The sequence below is a fragment of the Pseudomonas sp. A014 genome, from assembly GCF_052378495.1.
GTDB classification, from domain to species: Bacteria; Pseudomonadota; Gammaproteobacteria; order Pseudomonadales; family Pseudomonadaceae; genus Aquipseudomonas; species Aquipseudomonas machongensis.
The window spans coordinates 2,833,950-2,850,254 of the sequence record NZ_CP199001.1 but is presented as its reverse complement, the minus strand read 5'-3'; the positions used below and the strand labels follow the sequence as shown (position 1 = coordinate 2,850,254).

The window sequence follows — 16,305 nt, the reverse complement described above, 5'->3', positions numbered from 1 at the left end:
TCGCCTCAAGGAGCTCTCAATGAAACGCATCCACAGTGCCCCTGGCACCATCAGCCCGGTAGGCCCGTATTCCCAAGCCGTGGTCAGCGGCCACCTGGTGTTCACCGCTGGCCAGATCCCATCGCTGGGTAGCCTGGAAGAACAACCCGAAAGCTTCAAAGATCAGGTCAGGCAGACGTTCGCCAACCTGGACGCGATCCTCGAAGCGGCGGGTTCCAGCCTTTCTCACATCGTCAAGGTCAACGCCTACCTGACAGACCCCGATCAACTGGTGCCCTTCAACGAGGTGTACAAGGAAATCCTCGGCCATGCACCACCTGCCCGTACTACCGTCTGCGTGCAGTTGTGGGGAGTGAGTTTGGAAATCGACTGTGTGGCCGAGCTGATCGACAAGGAACGCTCAAAATGAATGACCAGGAACTGACAGCAAAACTTCGCGAAGTGAGCTTCGCCACCCTTGGCCACTTTCTAGAGCTAGGCTTCGTTCATCACGCCGTAAGAGCCATGGTACCTGGTGGCCGAATCGTTGGACGCGCGGTTACCCTTCGCTTAGCTGAAGCAGATGCCTGCGCAGTCAACCGCGCCTTAGTCACACTCCAGCCAGGCGACGTATTAGTTATCGATATGGCTGCCGACGAATCCCATGCCTGCGTTGGTGCCATTACTCAGTATGCAGCACGGTGCGCCGGAGCCGCTGGCATTGTTGTGGATGGGGTAGTGACAGACCTCAACGAACTGCAGACCTGCCAGTTACCAGTGTTCGCACGCGGAACGAGCCAGTTGACTACAAAGCTAGTAGGCGGAAAGGCCAGTGCGTTGAATGTTCGCGTCAACTGCGGTGGTGTCGCAGTGAACCCTGGTGACATCGTGCTTGCTGACGACAATGGTGTGCTGATTGCACCGGCAGAGGAGCTGGCAAAGGTTACTGATCGAGCGCTGGAGTCGGATCGATCCGAACCGAAACTGATGGCCCGTTTACGCGCAGGGGAACCGCTTGAAGAGGTGTTGATACTCAGTAATGCACCTCAACAACCTAACTAGGTCTTAGCATCAAGGTCTCCACGCAGGAGGCCTTGATCGAGCTTACTGAAGCCAGCTTTCGACAGTATCCGAGCCGTATTCGCTCTTCCACGCTTTCAGAACGGTATGGTTCCCGCCTTTAGTCTGAACAATCTCGCCGTTATGAGGGTTTTTGTACGTCTTGACTTCGCGCGGCTTGCGAGTCACCGATGCTCCGGCAGGAGTGACCTGGCGGACACGAGCTTGAGGGTCGAGAATGTTGACGACATCACGGAGGGAGAAGCCGTATTCACCAAGCAAACCACGCAGCTTGGTCTCGAACTCCATTTCCTGCTTAAGGCCGTTATCCTCTTTCATAGCTTCAAGCTCAGCGAGCTGACTGGCGAGCTGCTGTTCGAGGCGGCGATATTCGGCTAGGCGAGACATTTGTTGGGAATCCTTGGGTTGTGTTCAGGCTAAAAGAGTACAGCGTCCCCCCACCTTGACGCCACAAAAAGCATCAAAAACGGCATACCGAGTACAACTGACGCACGAAGCCAGCCTGACAATGCCCAGCAAAATTGGTCTCGCTGATGAGCGCCTAGTCAGCATTGAAACGCTGCTACCCGAAACGATTTTGAAAACGCTTCCATACAGTTGCAAGGTAAGGCCACTCCTCCTCTAGCGATCCTTTCGATGCATTAAGGTCGTAATACTTTATTAGAGTTTCGAGTTGAAAGTGAGCCTGTTCGCACCGAGACTTGATGAGTTCAAGGATCAAATCCCTCAGTTTTTCCATTCCCGGCCGGCTAGCTGGGTCAATTGACAATGTACTTTCGATCAGTCTCTTTACGTCCTCACTGAGCTCGACCGGAGCCTTGAGTGGACAGTTACCAGATATCCATTTTTTCCAGCTCTCCGGGCGAGTCCACTTCGTGGAATGCCCAGGAGCGGCCAATGGCCACACCTCTTCGGTGCGAACGCCGGCAGGATGAAAGCCGTTGGTCATTAGCTCATGCAAAATGATCCCAAGTGCGAACACATCTGTTTTTTCGGAGAGTGGGGACTTGTTCCATTGCTCCGGAGCCATGTACGGTCTCGATCCGTCGAATACCGCTGGAACTTTTATACAAGCATTAGCAAGCCCAAAGTCGGCAATCAGAGTTATCTGGTAGACATCGAGAACCGGCAGTTCGCACATGTCTTTTCTGAGGTCACGTACAAAGATGTTGGCCGGTTTCAAATACTGATGTGCTACTAGCCCCCGAGCATAGCAATGGATCAATCCTGTGCAGCAGTACGCGATGAGGGATAGCTTGGTGATATCACTGCTGCCCGACATGTAGCTCCGTAGATCACCGTCCCAATATCGAAACATGGCCACTGGAGCGCCTAGGACTTCTCGCAGATCAAAGCACCAATGCACTAAGGAGTGTTGGGAGAAACGTAGCTGAAGAGCCAGCTCCTCAACAAAGCGCTTGTTCACTTCCTCGATAGAGGCCGTCCGATGCTTGCGGGGCACCTTAGCGCATACGTACCGAGGGACTACTCGTTCCCCTTGATCAAAGATGAAGATGTCTCCACACATCCCGTTCAGGCGACTTACGACCACACCGCGATTGCCGAGAGCCACCTCCAACATCAGTTTCTGCTTGTCGTCATCCAGGTCATAGAAAAACGGCGGTTGCATGGTTTTTTGTGCTCCATCCATAGAGAGAATTCAAGCCGGGATTGTAAATCCCATCGATCAGAGCGCAATGATACCGAAGATGGTTTGATTATCGCCAATACAAGGACAAGCTCCGCTTCACGATCAGCCTTCCTCCTTCGCTCAGCGGAGCCCGCGCAACCTCAGCTTCCGTGCATATTTGGCCGAACCTCATGCACAAATGATGAAGCAGGTCGATCGAGACGATTTCATAGCAGCTAGAGCCAAATTTCCTCCGCTGTCACCCTGAAAAACGGCATGTCCAGAGCTCAGTCCTTCAGTGAAGGTCGTGCTTCCAGTGATCCAAAGCCCTACGCGTGTAACTTCGACGCTAAGGTTTGATACGCTGCAACCTATTCCTGGGGCGTTGAGAAGGATGCAGATTTGAAAAAGAATTGGGTTTGGGTTTTGCCGTCGGAAGCAGTCATCGGCAATCTGGTGACTGGACGTCGTATCCTCAGCGTGACCAGTAAAAAGGAGATGCGATCAGACACCAGGTGCAAGATCACAGATCGAGCGATGTGGCCTGGCTACTATCAACTCGTCCTGATCGAGTAAATGGCAAGCGGAGCGCGCAGGCCGACGGCCGGAGACGTGCAGGATGGAAGCCCGGAGGGCCGAGCCCCGCAGAGCGGGACTCGGTTCACGACAGCCTGGCCGTGCAGCGGCACGCCCAAACGCATTGGATTTTACTTGTGAAGCTTACTGAATCGCTCAATGACCACACTCGGAGCAACGCTCGGCCAGGCTTCCAAATTCGCTGACTTGCGCCAAAAATCAATAGCGCACCACAGGAAGAACAATCCAGGAATTGCCCCGCCCATCATCGAATAGCTGTGCAGAACGGGTATAGCTCCATTCGTAGGATGCTCTGCGAGCACTGGTAGAAGCGCAAGAAGAAACACAGCTACGTAAGCCACGGCAAACCAAATTGCACCGTAAAACATTATGTATACCGGCGTCGCCAAGCGAAGCTTCGTCAAGCTGCGGATCCGACCACCCTCTTCTTTAAATGCATAGATGGCGCCTGAATTCTTAAGTTTGTTTCGAGACTTTTTGTACACACAATAAAAATCGTAGTGCTTGCCCGCTTCAATCTCTTCGTAGAGCTTAATCGGAATGTCAGTATTCGGAATGAGGACACCATCAATTTTCATGATCACTCGAACACTTCCTTCTTTATGTTCGAAGACTCGAATATCCTCTAGCTTTCCGGAGACCTTGATGTAATCAGCAATAGCCACGACTTGTAACTCCTGTCAAAAAAATCCCGGCACCTAGGAACAGGCTAAGGGAAACTGCTGGCAGCTCAGGTCTCGAGCCACCTTGTTCAAAAAATTGGGCCTTAGAGGCAGTCATGTAGCGAGAGGTGAGTTATCGCGACCCAGAACCTTCCCTCTTTTTGCAGTAGCTGGATGTCAGAGTCGCGCAGATGACATGGCAAGCGGAGCGCGCAGGCCGAGGGCCGGAGGCGTGCAGGATGGACGCCCGCAGGGCCGAGATACCGGAGGTGGCTCGGTTCACGACAGCCATCCGCGAAGCGGCACGCCCCAGCCAAAGGGTCAGCTAGCCTATCACCCGGTTTGAGGAACACTCCCATCATGTCCAGGACACAACGTGCGAACCCACCTTCCTGGCACTTGTTTTCCCGGCGCTCCGCAAACCTCGCAGGTGCTCAACGAAAGCTGAGAGGCAACACTCACCGCACCACGGCAGTAGTCATCGCCACCGTCATAGAAGAAATGGAGCTCCCCGTACTTTGACTTGATCTGCGCCACCGTCACCGGCACTACACCAGGGTGTCGGTCAGAGCGATCCTGCAACGTGTCGCAGAGCGCCAAGAGGATCCCTCTCCACCCGGGGCTGCAGTAAATTTCGTCAACCTCCGGATCAGAAAACAACCGAGGGTAACGAGACCGGAATTCATCAATCGAAATCTCTGGTAGCACAGAGACCGGCGTCACCATGAGTCTCACCTCGCTCAAATGGCTTACGCCTTAGCTTTCTGCAGGAAGTCTCGAAGAGAATTTCGACCACCTTCCCGGCGGAACGCAGCTATCACATAGCGGCTGCACTCGACCGTGGTCAGCACCCAAAACCGCCCTTCTTTGTCTACTCGATCGACCTTCGCCGTCTGGACGACACGACCATCAGCATTACGGCCTGCAGGGTCGTTACCTTCAAACCCAAACACCACACCTCCGCCGACACCAGACATGATGAAAGCTTCTGTCAGGTAGGCAGTGACCGGTTCAGCGAATCCCTGCTCCATTGCTCGGGCGATCCGCCGCAGATCGAAGTCAGAGTGACGCTTGCTGAGAAATTGGAGCTTGATGGATTTAGCCATTGAGTGTCCCTACAACCTGAATGCTTTGCACGTCGCTGTGTGAGGAGCACTCCAGACGCAGTGCTGCGACGCTTAAAAGAAAGAAAAGATGGTCTTGAGGCTGGCTTTCTGACGACGGCCAGGGCCTAGCAGCACGTAGACAGTGTTCCTCGTCGCTGCGAAAACCCCATCCACGAATGAGGCACACATCGTCGACCGAACCCAGCCACCAGGTGGGAAACGCCCCTCACTGTCGTCAACAACACAGTGGGCGAATACGATCAGAGGCACCAGGCCCACAGCCTTCACCTTGGCCAACTCATCCTCAGTTAGGTCAGGCTCGAACAGCGTCCAATCTTCGACGATGCAGTACGACCTACGTGGGAAGCGCTCAACAACCAAGGCGCGAGCTGCTTCAGCAGAAATCTCGAGGCCCGCGGCCGGAACATGATCCTCTGTGAGGAGCTCACTCTCGGCGGAGCTGCCCAGCTTGACATCACTCACTGCAAGTTCCTCTTAGCGCTGAGAGCGTCGTACAGAACCCGAATTTTGGCGAACGCCGTCACATCTAGATTCGAACGGTACGAGTCGTGATAGACAGTCCCACTATCGACTGTGACTACACACACCGCATCTCGATCCTGGTCATCGCCGATCGCCAATTTGGCAACCTTCTCCATCTGCCATGTCCCGCAACCGTTCATGTTCGCAGGGGTAACGACCTGGATGTCCTTGACGTAGACATCGTCGTCTTGAGCTTGGAGGACTTGCTGCAGTTTCAGCTCGTCATTAACCATGAGCTCAAACTCATGACCCTTGCCCTCCCCGCCCATCACCACCGAGAGGTGGTACCAGGAGCTGCCCAGCTTACCGTCATTCACTGCAAGCTCCTCTTAGCACTGAGAGCGTCGTACAAAACCCGCATGTTGGTGAGCGACGCCACATCTAGATTCGAACGGTACGAGTCGTGATAGACAGTCCCACTATCGACTGTGACTACACATACGGCATCACCAGCCTGGTCATTGCCGATCGCCAGTCTGGCAACCTTCTCCATCTGCCATGCCCCGCTACCGTTCATGTTCGAAGGCGTAACGACCTGGATCTCTTTGACGTAGACCTCGTCGTCCTGGGATTGGAGGACTTGCTGCAGTTTCAGCTCGTCATTAACCATGAGCTCAAACTCATGGCCCTTGCCCTCCCCGACCATCACCACTGAGAGGTGGAACCAGTGCTTCCTGAGCATCCGGGTCACGGCATGCCAGTGAGCGAGGCCATGGCCGAACATACCTGGTAGGCCTGCCAAATCATTGTCGTCTGTTCTGAACATCAATCGTCTCGGTGAAGCCATCGCCAAGGCGACGCATTGAAAATTCGGGTTTATGCCCTGCCGCGGCAATGCGTGCTGGCTCCGTCCATTCCTGATCGGGCTGAACGCGAGCGAGCACAAAACACATGGCCTTTTAAGGGCGTACCCCTGGGTGCTACAGCGCACGCATGACCGAACGGCCGGTCAAAAGATTTTCCATAAATTGGCGGCTGAGCGCTGAGCTCGAGATGAGACGTCCGGCTCCGCCGCGCTCGATCAACCGAGCGATCCGTGCAGAACAGGGAATATATTCCATGGATTGAATTTAATCAATGTGGCTCTATCCTCAGCTTTGGGGAGCCGTCATGCCAATGAGAGAGTCATTAGCCGCAGTCCTCCGGCTCGTGAGGGCTTCGCGCGGCCTCAGCAAGGATGACTTCCAAGGGCTCGTCGATCCCAAGCACGTGTACAACCTCGAGACCGCCAGAAGCGGCGTAACCCTCGAAATGCTCGAAGCATTGGCCTCAGTGCTTCAAGTCGATGCCCTCACCCTCCTCACTGTCGCAGCTAGCCTCGAGCGTGGCCAGTCTCACAGCGATCTACTCTCCCATCTCAAAAAAGGTGGCCAGGAACTGGCTGAACTTGGGGTGTTAGAGAGATGGCGAGGGGAATTTGAGGATGGGGCACTGGTAACGACCAAACCTGGTCGCAGGACACCTCGGGAGACGGTGGAGGCTATCTTGGAATGTCGCGAACAAGGACTGAGCCGAAAAAACACGGCAGATAAATTCGGAGTATCAACTACCACCGTGGGAAGGATTTGGAATTCGAACTTCAATCCAGATCAGAATTAAGTGGTCGAATACATCGACACTCCGGCTTGAACACCGTATATGCAACTTAACCTATCCCCTTGACCTATTAATGCGCCGAAGACAGCACGTCACGATTACTTCGAGATCCGACAAGGATGCGGTGTAGATATTAGCCTTGGATCCACTCGCCCAAAATGGCCAACTATAGAATTGATACCCAAACTCAGATTCCAGCCAATCACGATTGGCGGCATAGAATTTTTCCGCCAACCTTACATGCCCGCTCTCGATAGCAGAATCATCAATATTTGATGCGTTTGGCTCAACCAATGAAAGAACCTTTGAAAGCGGCGCGCAGCTATAGAGGTTCATGATCGGATTTTTAGGCCGCTCTGAAAGGAAAATTTTGTAACCATGGATCTTGTAGTCGAGCTTGCTAAATGCAAAATGTATTCGCGGCGAGCATGGATTAATACCATCCGCTCCTAAAACAATAACATCAAGCTTAACCTCCAGCCATTGTATAGATCTTAAAATGTTCATTGTTTATCCTTAATCGATCGTGAAACAAAACCAGAAATGAACTCTTCTATGGCTGGCGATTTGACTGTTGGCCGCAAGGAACTAAATAGCAAGGCGCTATATTTAAAAATCTTGTCGGGCAGGTAGCTTGAAGACACCCCCAAACGCCAAAAATCTATATTTTCATGTGCTAGCACAGCTCTACTACGCTCAGGCAGCAACCGGACGTCGGAGCCAGGAATCTCTAACACCCAGCCAAGAAGCAGGATCGCAGATTGCCGCTCAGTTACAGTCGCTAGAAAAGGCCCTAAGTGTAAATGTTGCCAAACGGGTGCCTCGACTGAAATGCCTCGTTTAGCGTTAGGAATACTGCAAACTCCAAACTTTGGAAACAGTAAAATCTTAAGGAATAATGTACAAAAATCTAAAAGCACAGAATCCACTAATCCCACCTTGGGCTCACTGGTAATCCTCCGCAAAAAACCCTGCACTTCCAAAGTTACCCGCTGCACCTCAGATGAGTACCGCATCGAGGACTTGCCAAGTCTATGTTCAGTATGGAACTGAAAAAAATCATGTGCGGCATTGGCTCTTTTTATAACATGGCATTCGGCATCATTAAGCGACACTTGATGAATTTCACAAGTACAATAGTAAGTATACCCCCAACGCTTTAGAACCGCAGGACTCCACGCCTGCTCAAGCTGATCACAAAGACATTCATAACAATAAGAGCGACGAAAATAACGCGGTATATTATACGGTGTAATAGGTGCAAAAAAATGTTGGATATTCTGACCTGGCCTGAATGAGGCTAGCGCCTTATGACATGCCGCAGCAAATTCGCCAGACAAGTCATAATCAGGATCAAAGGATGATGACAAAAGGCTTTGGCTATACAGCCGGTTTACAGAATCAGGCGTCAACGGGAATTCGTTGCACCAAAGTGCTAGTCGGAATACCCAACTGCTTAAAGACTCATCGTGAAATGCCTGATAGAAGTTCATAATTCATCTTTGGAATCTGGAAATAAACTCAACAATATCACCTTCTCCCCAACCGTTATTCTGAAAGGATTTGAGGTGACGCTTCATAACGTCGATCAAAAACAAAGCTCGCCCAATGCTGCCATTTGAGAACTCACTTATTGCATAAATTGCGCGTTCACTAAGTACAGGCCTCGCCAAGGCTTCAATATCCTTGTAGTACACCTCCTGAATAAATAGCAACAAATCCTCATGACTCATCGGACGCACGAATATTATGTCAAATAACTTTGAAAGCTCACTTTCATTATACTTTGCGCCAGACATTTCCGCCGCTTGAATTGTCATAAGTAATTTCATGCTTGAGACTTTATCCTTCAGCCTGGCGAACTCTTCTAGGATTTTATCCAATGCTCTAGCTCGGTGACCTGGAGAATTTACATCATGAGCATCCTCGAGCACCAGCAAGGAAATACCAATGATTTCAAGCATTTTTGTAAGTGCAGGCGAAACTCTCAAATTCATAGTGCATCTAACATCATCAAGCCCAAACGTATTCGACAACCACCCGCCCAAACCATGACCCGAATGTGAATCGATTGCATGAAGGTTTAGGTATTTACGTGTCGTGCAGTTTTTGATTTGCTCAATGCAAGTTGACATCCCGACACCTGGTTTACCCACCAGCAGAACACCTAATGTGTTTGTAGCACCTAAAGAGCTATCGAGGTAGCTCATAGCTGTTGCAATCACATATTGTTGGTGTGAAGTCAAAAGAATATGCATACCTACCCTCACTTACGCTTGAGCTTGACTTGCTTCTCTCCGGGACGACGCCTTAATGCCTCACCATATCGCATGCAAAGCATGTGTACGTCATTATTAACAAGATCGACATCCATGCGCTCCGAGCCATTAAGAACCCCCTCGTAAGCGAGGCACTTTACAATCTTCACGACATTATCCATAATCCCGAATGACTGTTTCATAATTCTACTACGCCCTAGAGAGCAACAGATATTCGATGGAAGTTTAAGGGGAAGATGGGACTCATAGGTGGCGAGAAAATTACAAAAATCTTGATCATTAGTCCATGGCGTAAGTGGCCAATGAACATAACGACGATATATTTGTTCATCTTTCATCAAAACCTCGGCCGCGGTCAGATCACCGAAGCAGATGATGGAGAGGAAGCACGGAGGGCCAGAAAGAAATTTCATCAACGACATTGAGTTTTTTTGCTGTGACAACGTTCTAAGGCCACTGTCATTCAGCTCATCCATCAGCAGCGCTACAATATTCTCAGCCCGAACGGTGTTAAAAACCCTTGTTGTTCTATCTAAGCTCTGTCTACCTGCGCCAGTAGAAATTCCGAATGAATTGCAAATCAAATCCACGAGCTGGCTGCTATCCAAGTTCATCCCTGCAGAAATGGAGTTAATTTTCATATCGCGAGTAGAATAAATATGCTTGATACGCTCGATAATTGCCGATTTTCCGCTGCCCCCCGCTCCCCAAACCAGCATAGATGGGTTAACAAGCCGTCCCTCGCTACCTACCATGAAATCAATAGTCGTGAACAGTTGATCTAATTTTTTAGTTGGTATCCAGATGTCGCGCTTGATAATAGCGATCCGAGCATTATTATCAAGATCAGCCTGATAGCGCTTTTCTGGGAGAATATGATTATAATCACTCACGCTTACACCTCAATAGTCTTCATGATCAATTAGGATTTGTGGTTTGAGGTCATCATCATCATCATCATCAATTTCAACTTCTACAGAGCTGCCTTGCAACATAGGCAGCGCGTAATCAGTAACTCTGTCTACCGGGGTGGACGGCAACTCTTCGATAGCGTCTTCATGAGGATTAAGATTGCTAGCGGTATTAGCGATGGCTTGTGCCACAATGGCATCACTTCGCTCTTCGCACGCAAGTCCAAACTCATCTGTATTTAGACCGATAGGTATCACTTTCCTATTGACATCATGCCGCAGAATAGAAATGTGCTTCGTATGGGATTCGTAGTTCATAGAATCCCCTTTCCGCATCCGATTACATCCAATATTAAAAAACACTGAATCCAGCAATACCCATATAGTTCGCAAATCGTTGGGGTCGTAGCGAATTTCGCATTTCTGACCTATTCTTCCCACAAGCACGTCCCCCCAGTACCGTCTTGAGGCGAAATTTATTCCGTAGTTGTGTACTTTCAGGTCGTATTCTGACGGCATAAAATCCAGAGCAAAGGATAGCTCCTCATCCCCGCCTATACCTGGCAACTCTCCTGGCGTGCCTTTCCCCCTTAGTTCACTCCAAGCAATGCGGGGTGAGCAATCTAGAGCGGCATGCCTTCTACTGTGGTATTTCGTCACCTCGCATGCAAACCATTCACAAAATTCGGTCATGCTCATAGTTGCATTAAGTTCACTTTCAAAGAACTGCCGCTCAACAGGGTTACTTCCTGTAGACCCAGGCAAAAAGTGAACAGAGCGCGTCATGAAGGTTCCAATTACGCGCTCGATAATCCCACCATACCACTTCTTGCCGATGGGACGATGTGACCAGTCCATCCCATAACGTGCGCACTTAAGAAGCAACTGCTGGCTAACAAACTCTGAGGCATTATCCGTGTAACACTCTGGAGGAAGACCACAGAAGGGATGCATATTTACATCAATCTTCAGCGGGTTGTACTTACTATTTTTTGGTAAAAATGCCGCCAGCAACGCTAACTGAACAGTTATTACACTGGGTGCTCGAAAGCTCAAATACCAACCCATTATAATTCGAGTCAACGTGCATATTATAACGGTCAGCCAAGGCCGTCCCACAATGCAACTCCTGTCCACCTCGTCAACTAGCAGAATATCGACGAGGGTGTGATCCATCTGTACGTTTGCCTCTTCAGGGCTTGGCTCTATAAATCCTGGACGATGATCAAACTTCTGAGCGGCAGCCTCTTCACCATATTTACGCGTATACAGCAACCGCTCGGACTTTGACTTAATGAATTTGGAAACTTGATACTTGGTTGGCCTGCCAAGATTTTTTTCATGGCACAGCTGTTGTGCCTTACGCAGAACTGCCATTATACTTGCTTTAGGCCCGCGATATTTATCGAAAGCCTCTTCCAGAACAGCTGTCATTTTTTCAGAAGTATACGTTGATCCAATCTTGGGACCCCGTTTCCCTCGTATCATCCCAGTATAGTCTTTAGATTGTCTAAACTGTTCATAGAGGGTATAAAACCTAGATTCTCCTACGTTCAACTCGGCGATTGCTTCGGTTCGGTTGATCTCCTCACGTTGTAACCTCTCGAAGATACACCGACGCTTAAAAGCGAGATGTTCTTCATCCTCGCTTACACCGTCGAATTTCATCTCTGCCTTTTCATTTGAGGCGTCAGTGACAACTCCCACCAAAAGCCGACTTCTGACGGGTGCGCCAGGCAAAAGCTTGTGAGGGGAAATGTCTTTTTCAACATCAGATTCATCAGCCATATAAGTGAGCCTTTAGACGTTTTGCGTCTAAGCCTCGAACACATCGACCAAACTGGCAAGTTGCAAAACTTTCTTAGTTGACAATTTTCATTAATTATAAAAATTCAACCAATATTGACACGCTTCAAATTCTTAAGGATATCAACGCCATAGCAAGACTGGTCAATTTATCGAAAATATATAGATCCTAGATGTTATAACCTGATGCACGCTTGACGACTGATACTATTTCAACATAGTCTAGATCGACGCCTATATCTCTACATGAAGTCAGGTTACTACACGACTATCTGGGCACATGATTTGGTCGCTCAACCACTCTGTACGGCAAGCTCAGCATCGGCCTTGCACCTGAAGCTCTGATCAGGATGCCCCTCGAATACTGGAGTCAAAAGAGCCCACTGACCTGAGGGCAGACGCGCCTCAGCGGATGACGTACTAGGCATAAGAAAACTTTCTTTGCAAAGCATCCGCGCAGACAAAGCGAACACGCGCGACTAAGTCCAGTCCCAGCTCCACTCCATTAACTTCATATAGAGCCTGGGCCACAGGTAGCGCGTAGCCGGTAACCCGGAGCATCGCCGGCTTCTGCGATTTTTAGACCAATAATTAAGTGGAAGAACATCATGATAATCAAAAAGTTAACTGGAAAAAATATTCAAACCTTGACTTAATTAACGCTCAACTTGTTTTTTTTCTTGATTTTCATCTAGCTACACCCGTCCATTCAATCCTCAGCCTTTACAACCCCCCGTTTCCCAGAACTCCAAAAGCTTGGGTTTCATTCATAAGTACCACAGCTGCATTATGGGTCTGGCGAAAATGCTCAATTGGAGCTTTGCTCATGGCCTGTCGCTCGTTGACTGGCGCCGCAAAGACTTTGGGAACTCATTGGGGCCTCCATGCCCTCCTAGCCGAGCTATATCAAAGCCAGGCTTTGATCTGAGCACATACGGCGTCGGTCGATATGCCGTACCGATCATGCAATGTCGGCAAGGCACCGGCATCGAGAAACGCATCGGGCAGCGCGATCTGGCGGAACGTCGGCGTAACACCGCTGCGCAACAACAACCCGGCAACCGCCTCGCCCAAACCGCCGATAATGCTGCTGTTTTCGGCGGTGACCACCAGCCGCCCGGACTGCTTCGCTTCGGCCAGGATGGTGTGTTCATCCAGAGGCTTGATGGTCGGCACGTGCAATACAGCAGCGTCGACACCATCGGCCTGGAGCTTGTTGGCCGCTTCGAGCGAGCGCATGGTCATCAGCCCGGTGGAGATGATGAGCACGTCCCTGCCGGTGCGCAGGGTCTTGGCCTTGCCGATTTCGAATTTGTACCCGTATTCGTCAAGCACTACCGGTACGTTGCCGCGCAGCAGGCGCATGTAGACTGGCCCCTGGTGAGCAGCGATTGCCGGCACTGCCTGTTCGATCTCCACGGCGTCGCAGGGATCGACGATCATCAGGTTTGGCATCGCTCGGAAGATGGCGAGATCGTCAGTCGCCTGGTGGCTTGGGCCATAACCGGTAGTGAGCCCGGGCAGCCCACAGACGATCTTCACGTTCAAATTCTCCTCGGCGATTGCCATACAGATAAAATCGTAGGCGCGCCGCGAGGCAAACACGGCGTAGGTGGTGGCGAAGGGTACGAACCCCTCCCTTGCCATGCCCGCAGCCGCGCTCATCAACAGTTGCTCGGCCATGCCCATCTGGTAGAAGCGGTCCGGGTGCGCCTTGGCAAAAATATGCAGGTCGGTGTATTTGGACAAGTCTGCGGACAGCCCGACAATTTCAGGGCGCTGCTCAGCCAGCGCAGCCAGGGCATGGCCAAAGGGCGCCGAGCGGGTCGCTTGGCCCTCAGCGGCGATCGAGGCGATCATGGCCGAGGTGGTCAGGCGCTTCTTGGTTGGCTCGGCAGTCGAAGTAGAACTATTCGGCTTGCTCATCACTGTTTTCCTTCTTCGAGATTGTTGAGCGCCAACGCCCATTCATGTTCTTCCACGCGTATGAAGTGGGTCTTTTCCCGCGTTTCGAGGAACGGTACCCCCTTGCCCATCTTCGTATCGCAAATGATCACGCGCGGTTGCGCGCCTGTGTGATTGCGCGCCGCATCGAACGCTGCGACCAGGGCTTCGATGTCATTGCCATCGACTCGCTGGGTGAACCACCCAAACGCCTGCCAACGATCGACGATCGGTTCAAAAGAAAGAATTTCGCTGGAATAACCATCGGCCTGCTGGTTGTTCACATCGACGATGGCGATGAGGTTGTCGAGCTTCCAGTGAGAGGCCGACATGACGGCCTCCCAAGTGGAGCCTTCATTGAGCTCACCATCTGACAAGAGGTTGTAAACGAAAGAAGTCGATTGCTTGCGTTTGAGGCCCAGGCAAGCACCAGCCGCAATACCCAACCCCTGCCCCAACGACCCGCCGGTGATTTCCATGCCCGGCGTATAAGCAGCCATGCCGGACATGGGCAGGCGGCTGTCGTCCGAACCATAGGTTTCCAACTCATCGAGCGGGACGATTCGGGCCTCGATCAAGGCGGCATACAGCGCAATGGCGTAATGACCGATGGACAGATAGAAGCGGTCGCGCGGTTCCCAGTCAGGATCATCGGACCGATAGCTCAGTGCATGGAAGTAAGAGACTGCCAGCAGGTCCGCAGCGCCCAGGGCCTGCCCCACATAACCTTGACCTTGCACCTGCCCCATGCGCAACGCATGGCGACGGATATTGTGCGCGCGCTCGGCCAGGCTCAAGGCGGGCTTCAGCATAGTGTTCGTATTCATTACGTAGCTCCATTAACTCAACGATTGACCGCTGCAGCGGGGATGCGCAGGACCAACGAGGCCCCCGCAAGCAGGACGGCTGTAATCAGATACATGCCGATGGCGCTGGACCCGGTCTGGGTAGTGATCCACCCAATCAGGTAGGGCGAGCAGAAGCCGGCCAGGTTGGCAAAGCTGTTGACGGCGGCGATGCCTGCGGCAGCGGACACACCGCCCAGAAGCGTGGTGGGCAGCATCCAGAACAGCGAGGTGGCCGAGAGGATTCCCGACGCAGCCAGGCACAAGCTGAGGATCGACAGTGTCACGTTGCCGCCCATCAATGCGGCCAGGCTGAGCCCGATGGCGCCGACAATCATCGGTATGATCAGATGCCAGCGGCGCTCGCGGTGCTTGTCGCCGCTTCGACCGACCAGCAGCATCGCGGCAATGGCGCACAGGTAAGGCAGGCTGGACAGCATGCCGATGTGCAGCGGGTCAGATACACCGGCATTGCGCACCAAGGTCGGTAGCCAGAAGGTAATGGCGTACTGGCCCATGACCACACAGAAGTAGATGCCAGCCAGCAACCACAACCGACGGTCGCGGATGAATTCCCCCACCGAACCATGGCTGACTTTCTGTTGGTTGTCCTCGGCCAGTTCGCGGGTAACCAGGGCCTTTTCTTCGTCGTTCAGCCACGTGGCCTGGTGCACGCCGTCCTTGAGGTAAGCCAGTACCAGCAGGCCAACCAGCACCGTCGGCACCGCTTCGAGCACAAACATCCACTGCCAACCGGCCCAACCGTGCACGCCGGCAAACTGGTTCATGATCCAACCGGAGAGAGGCCCGCCAACCATGCCCGACAGTGGGATGGCGATGAACCACAACACCGTCATTCGTGCCCGGCGATAGGAAGGGAACCAGTAGGTAAGGTACAGCAGCAGCCCTGGCGCAAGGCCTGCCTCGGCGATACCAAGGAGGAATCGAAGGGCGTAGAACTGCCACGCTGTTTCGACGAATGCGAACAGCGCGGAAATGATCCCCCAGGTGATCATGATGCGCGCGATCCATACCCGTGCGCCCACTTTGTGAAGGATGATGTTGCTGGGAACCTCGCAGAGAAAATAGCCAATGAAGAACATGCCCGCACCCAGGCCGTAGACTGTCTCGCTCAAGGCGAGATCGTTCATCATCTGCAGCTTGGCGAAACCGACATTGACCCGATCCAGATAGGCGCAGAGGTAGCACAGCATCAGGAACGGCATCAGGCGCCAGGCGGTCTTGCGGTAGGCGGAGGTACGCACGGTCGAAACCGCTTCGAGCGATAAGGTAGTCATGCTGGTCTGATCTCTTGTTGTTATTGGCA

18 protein-coding genes are annotated in these 16,305 nt (G+C 51.9%); 3 read left to right on the top strand and 15 right to left on the bottom strand.

Going from position 1 to position 16,305, the window contains the following annotated elements:
- Positions 1 to 19: 19 nt before the first annotated feature.
- Complete coding sequence (locus ACTYOL_RS13060) at positions 20 to 409, top strand: RidA family protein (protein ID WP_444758057.1); 390 nt, start codon at positions 20 to 22, stop codon at positions 407 to 409.
- Complete coding sequence (locus ACTYOL_RS13055; RefSeq protein ID WP_444758056.1) at positions 406 to 1,041, top strand: RraA family protein; 636 nt, start codon at positions 406 to 408, stop codon at positions 1,039 to 1,041. Before ACTYOL_RS13060 ends, ACTYOL_RS13055 begins: the two co-directional genes overlap by 4 nt.
- A gap of 42 nt (positions 1,042 to 1,083) precedes the next feature.
- Here the strand turns inward: ACTYOL_RS13055 and ACTYOL_RS13050 are convergent, their stop codons facing one another.
- The 7 genes from ACTYOL_RS13050 to ACTYOL_RS13020 all read right to left on the bottom strand — a co-directional run bounded on the left by ACTYOL_RS13050 (position 1,084) and on the right by ACTYOL_RS13020 (position 6,363).
- Positions 1,084 to 1,446 (bottom strand): histone-like nucleoid-structuring protein, MvaT/MvaU family, encoded by a 363-nt coding sequence (locus ACTYOL_RS13050; protein ID WP_444758055.1) that lies wholly within the window; start codon positions 1,444 to 1,446, stop codon positions 1,084 to 1,086.
- A gap of 175 nt (positions 1,447 to 1,621) precedes the next feature.
- Positions 1,622 to 2,689 (bottom strand): protein kinase domain-containing protein, encoded by a 1,068-nt coding sequence (locus ACTYOL_RS13045; protein ID WP_444758054.1) that lies wholly within the window; start codon positions 2,687 to 2,689, stop codon positions 1,622 to 1,624.
- A 707-nt stretch (positions 2,690 to 3,396) separates the two neighbouring features.
- The gene (locus ACTYOL_RS13040; protein ID WP_444758053.1) at positions 3,397 to 3,951 is read right to left on the bottom strand and encodes a hypothetical protein; all 555 of its coding nucleotides are present in this window, start codon (positions 3,949 to 3,951) and stop codon (positions 3,397 to 3,399) included.
- Positions 3,952 to 4,697: 746 nt separating this feature from the next.
- Entirely contained in the window at positions 4,698 to 5,054 is a 357-nt protein-coding gene (locus ACTYOL_RS13035; RefSeq protein ID WP_444758052.1) for a hypothetical protein, read from the bottom strand.
- 72 nt (positions 5,055 to 5,126) lie between these two features.
- Positions 5,127 to 5,537, bottom strand: coding sequence for a DUF6957 family protein (locus tag ACTYOL_RS13030; RefSeq protein ID WP_444758051.1), 411 nt, complete (start codon positions 5,535 to 5,537; stop codon positions 5,127 to 5,129).
- A complete protein-coding gene (locus ACTYOL_RS13025; protein ID WP_444758050.1) occupies positions 5,534 to 5,914 on the bottom strand; it encodes a hypothetical protein in 381 nt (126 codons plus the stop codon). The genes ACTYOL_RS13030 and ACTYOL_RS13025 overlap by 4 nt, the downstream gene beginning before the upstream one ends.
- Positions 5,911 to 6,363, bottom strand: coding sequence for a hypothetical protein (locus ACTYOL_RS13020; RefSeq protein ID WP_444758049.1), 453 nt, complete (start codon positions 6,361 to 6,363; stop codon positions 5,911 to 5,913). Before ACTYOL_RS13020 ends, ACTYOL_RS13025 begins: the two co-directional genes overlap by 4 nt.
- 311 nt (positions 6,364 to 6,674) lie before the next feature.
- Here ACTYOL_RS13020 and ACTYOL_RS13015 point away from each other — a divergent pair, with 311 nt between their 5' ends.
- Positions 6,675 to 7,196 carry a helix-turn-helix domain-containing protein gene (locus ACTYOL_RS13015; RefSeq protein ID WP_444758048.1) on the top strand — a complete coding sequence of 174 codons (522 nt, stop codon included), beginning with the start codon at positions 6,675 to 6,677 and terminating at the stop codon, positions 7,194 to 7,196.
- Between the two features lie 51 nt (positions 7,197 to 7,247).
- Here the strand turns inward: ACTYOL_RS13015 and ACTYOL_RS13010 are convergent, their stop codons facing one another.
- From ACTYOL_RS13010 to ACTYOL_RS12975, 8 genes are all read right to left on the bottom strand, one after another.
- Positions 7,248 to 7,700 (bottom strand): hypothetical protein, encoded by a 453-nt coding sequence (locus ACTYOL_RS13010; protein ID WP_444758047.1) that lies wholly within the window; start codon positions 7,698 to 7,700, stop codon positions 7,248 to 7,250.
- Positions 7,697 to 8,686: a hypothetical protein gene (locus ACTYOL_RS13005; protein WP_444758046.1), complete on the bottom strand. Its 990-nt coding sequence runs from the start codon at positions 8,684 to 8,686 to the stop codon at positions 7,697 to 7,699. Before ACTYOL_RS13005 ends, ACTYOL_RS13010 begins: the two co-directional genes overlap by 4 nt.
- A gap of 3 nt (positions 8,687 to 8,689) precedes the next feature.
- Positions 8,690 to 9,451 (bottom strand): hypothetical protein, encoded by a 762-nt coding sequence (locus ACTYOL_RS13000; RefSeq protein ID WP_444758045.1) that lies wholly within the window; start codon positions 9,449 to 9,451, stop codon positions 8,690 to 8,692.
- Between the two features lie 8 nt (positions 9,452 to 9,459).
- Complete coding sequence (locus ACTYOL_RS12995; protein WP_444758044.1) at positions 9,460 to 10,365, bottom strand: TniB family NTP-binding protein; 906 nt, start codon at positions 10,363 to 10,365, stop codon at positions 9,460 to 9,462.
- A 9-nt stretch (positions 10,366 to 10,374) separates the two neighbouring features.
- Positions 10,375 to 12,171, bottom strand: a complete 1,797-nt coding sequence (locus ACTYOL_RS12990; protein WP_444758043.1) for a transposase — start codon at positions 12,169 to 12,171, stop codon at positions 10,375 to 10,377.
- A gap of 924 nt (positions 12,172 to 13,095) precedes the next feature.
- Complete coding sequence (locus tag ACTYOL_RS12985; protein WP_153773658.1) at positions 13,096 to 14,115, bottom strand: transketolase family protein; 1,020 nt, start codon at positions 14,113 to 14,115, stop codon at positions 13,096 to 13,098.
- The gene (locus tag ACTYOL_RS12980; RefSeq protein WP_444758042.1) at positions 14,115 to 14,960 is read right to left on the bottom strand and encodes a transketolase; all 846 of its coding nucleotides are present in this window, start codon (positions 14,958 to 14,960) and stop codon (positions 14,115 to 14,117) included. Before ACTYOL_RS12980 ends, ACTYOL_RS12985 begins: the two co-directional genes overlap by 1 nt.
- 17 nt (positions 14,961 to 14,977) lie before the next feature.
- A complete protein-coding gene (locus ACTYOL_RS12975) occupies positions 14,978 to 16,276 on the bottom strand; it encodes an MFS transporter (protein ID WP_444758041.1) in 1,299 nt (432 codons plus the stop codon).
- Between the last annotated feature and the right edge of the window lie 29 nt (positions 16,277 to 16,305).

What these genes read in the sequence shown, in the direction of transcription:
- ACTYOL_RS12980 (WP_444758042.1), bottom strand. Translation starts at nt 14,960, where the DNA reads ATGAATACGAACACTATGCTGAAGCCCGCCTTGAGCCTGGCCGAGCGC.
- ACTYOL_RS13010 (WP_444758047.1), bottom strand. Translation starts at nt 7,700, where the DNA reads ATGAACATTTTAAGATCTATACAATGGCTGGAGGTTAAGCTTGATGTT.
- ACTYOL_RS13005 (WP_444758046.1), bottom strand. Translation starts at nt 8,686, where the DNA reads ATGAACTTCTATCAGGCATTTCACGATGAGTCTTTAAGCAGTTGGGTA.
- ACTYOL_RS12990 (WP_444758043.1), bottom strand. Translation starts at nt 12,171, where the DNA reads ATGGCTGATGAATCTGATGTTGAAAAAGACATTTCCCCTCACAAGCTT.
- ACTYOL_RS12975 (WP_444758041.1), bottom strand. Translation starts at nt 16,276, where the DNA reads ATGACTACCTTATCGCTCGAAGCGGTTTCGACCGTGCGTACCTCCGCC.
- ACTYOL_RS13020 (WP_444758049.1), bottom strand. Translation starts at nt 6,363, where the DNA reads ATGTTCAGAACAGACGACAATGATTTGGCAGGCCTACCAGGTATGTTC.
- ACTYOL_RS13035 (WP_444758052.1), bottom strand. Translation starts at nt 5,054, where the DNA reads ATGGCTAAATCCATCAAGCTCCAATTTCTCAGCAAGCGTCACTCTGAC.
- ACTYOL_RS13045 (WP_444758054.1), bottom strand. Translation starts at nt 2,689, where the DNA reads ATGCAACCGCCGTTTTTCTATGACCTGGATGACGACAAGCAGAAACTG.
- ACTYOL_RS13060 (WP_444758057.1), top strand. Translation starts at nt 20, where the DNA reads ATGAAACGCATCCACAGTGCCCCTGGCACCATCAGCCCGGTAGGCCCG.
- ACTYOL_RS13050 (WP_444758055.1), bottom strand. Translation starts at nt 1,446, where the DNA reads ATGTCTCGCCTAGCCGAATATCGCCGCCTCGAACAGCAGCTCGCCAGT.
- ACTYOL_RS13000 (WP_444758045.1), bottom strand. Translation starts at nt 9,451, where the DNA reads ATGCATATTCTTTTGACTTCACACCAACAATATGTGATTGCAACAGCT.
- ACTYOL_RS12985 (WP_153773658.1), bottom strand. Translation starts at nt 14,115, where the DNA reads ATGAGCAAGCCGAATAGTTCTACTTCGACTGCCGAGCCAACCAAGAAG.
- ACTYOL_RS13055 (WP_444758056.1), top strand. Translation starts at nt 406, where the DNA reads ATGAATGACCAGGAACTGACAGCAAAACTTCGCGAAGTGAGCTTCGCC.
- ACTYOL_RS13015 (WP_444758048.1), top strand. Translation starts at nt 6,675, where the DNA reads ATGTGGCTCTATCCTCAGCTTTGGGGAGCCGTCATGCCAATGAGAGAG.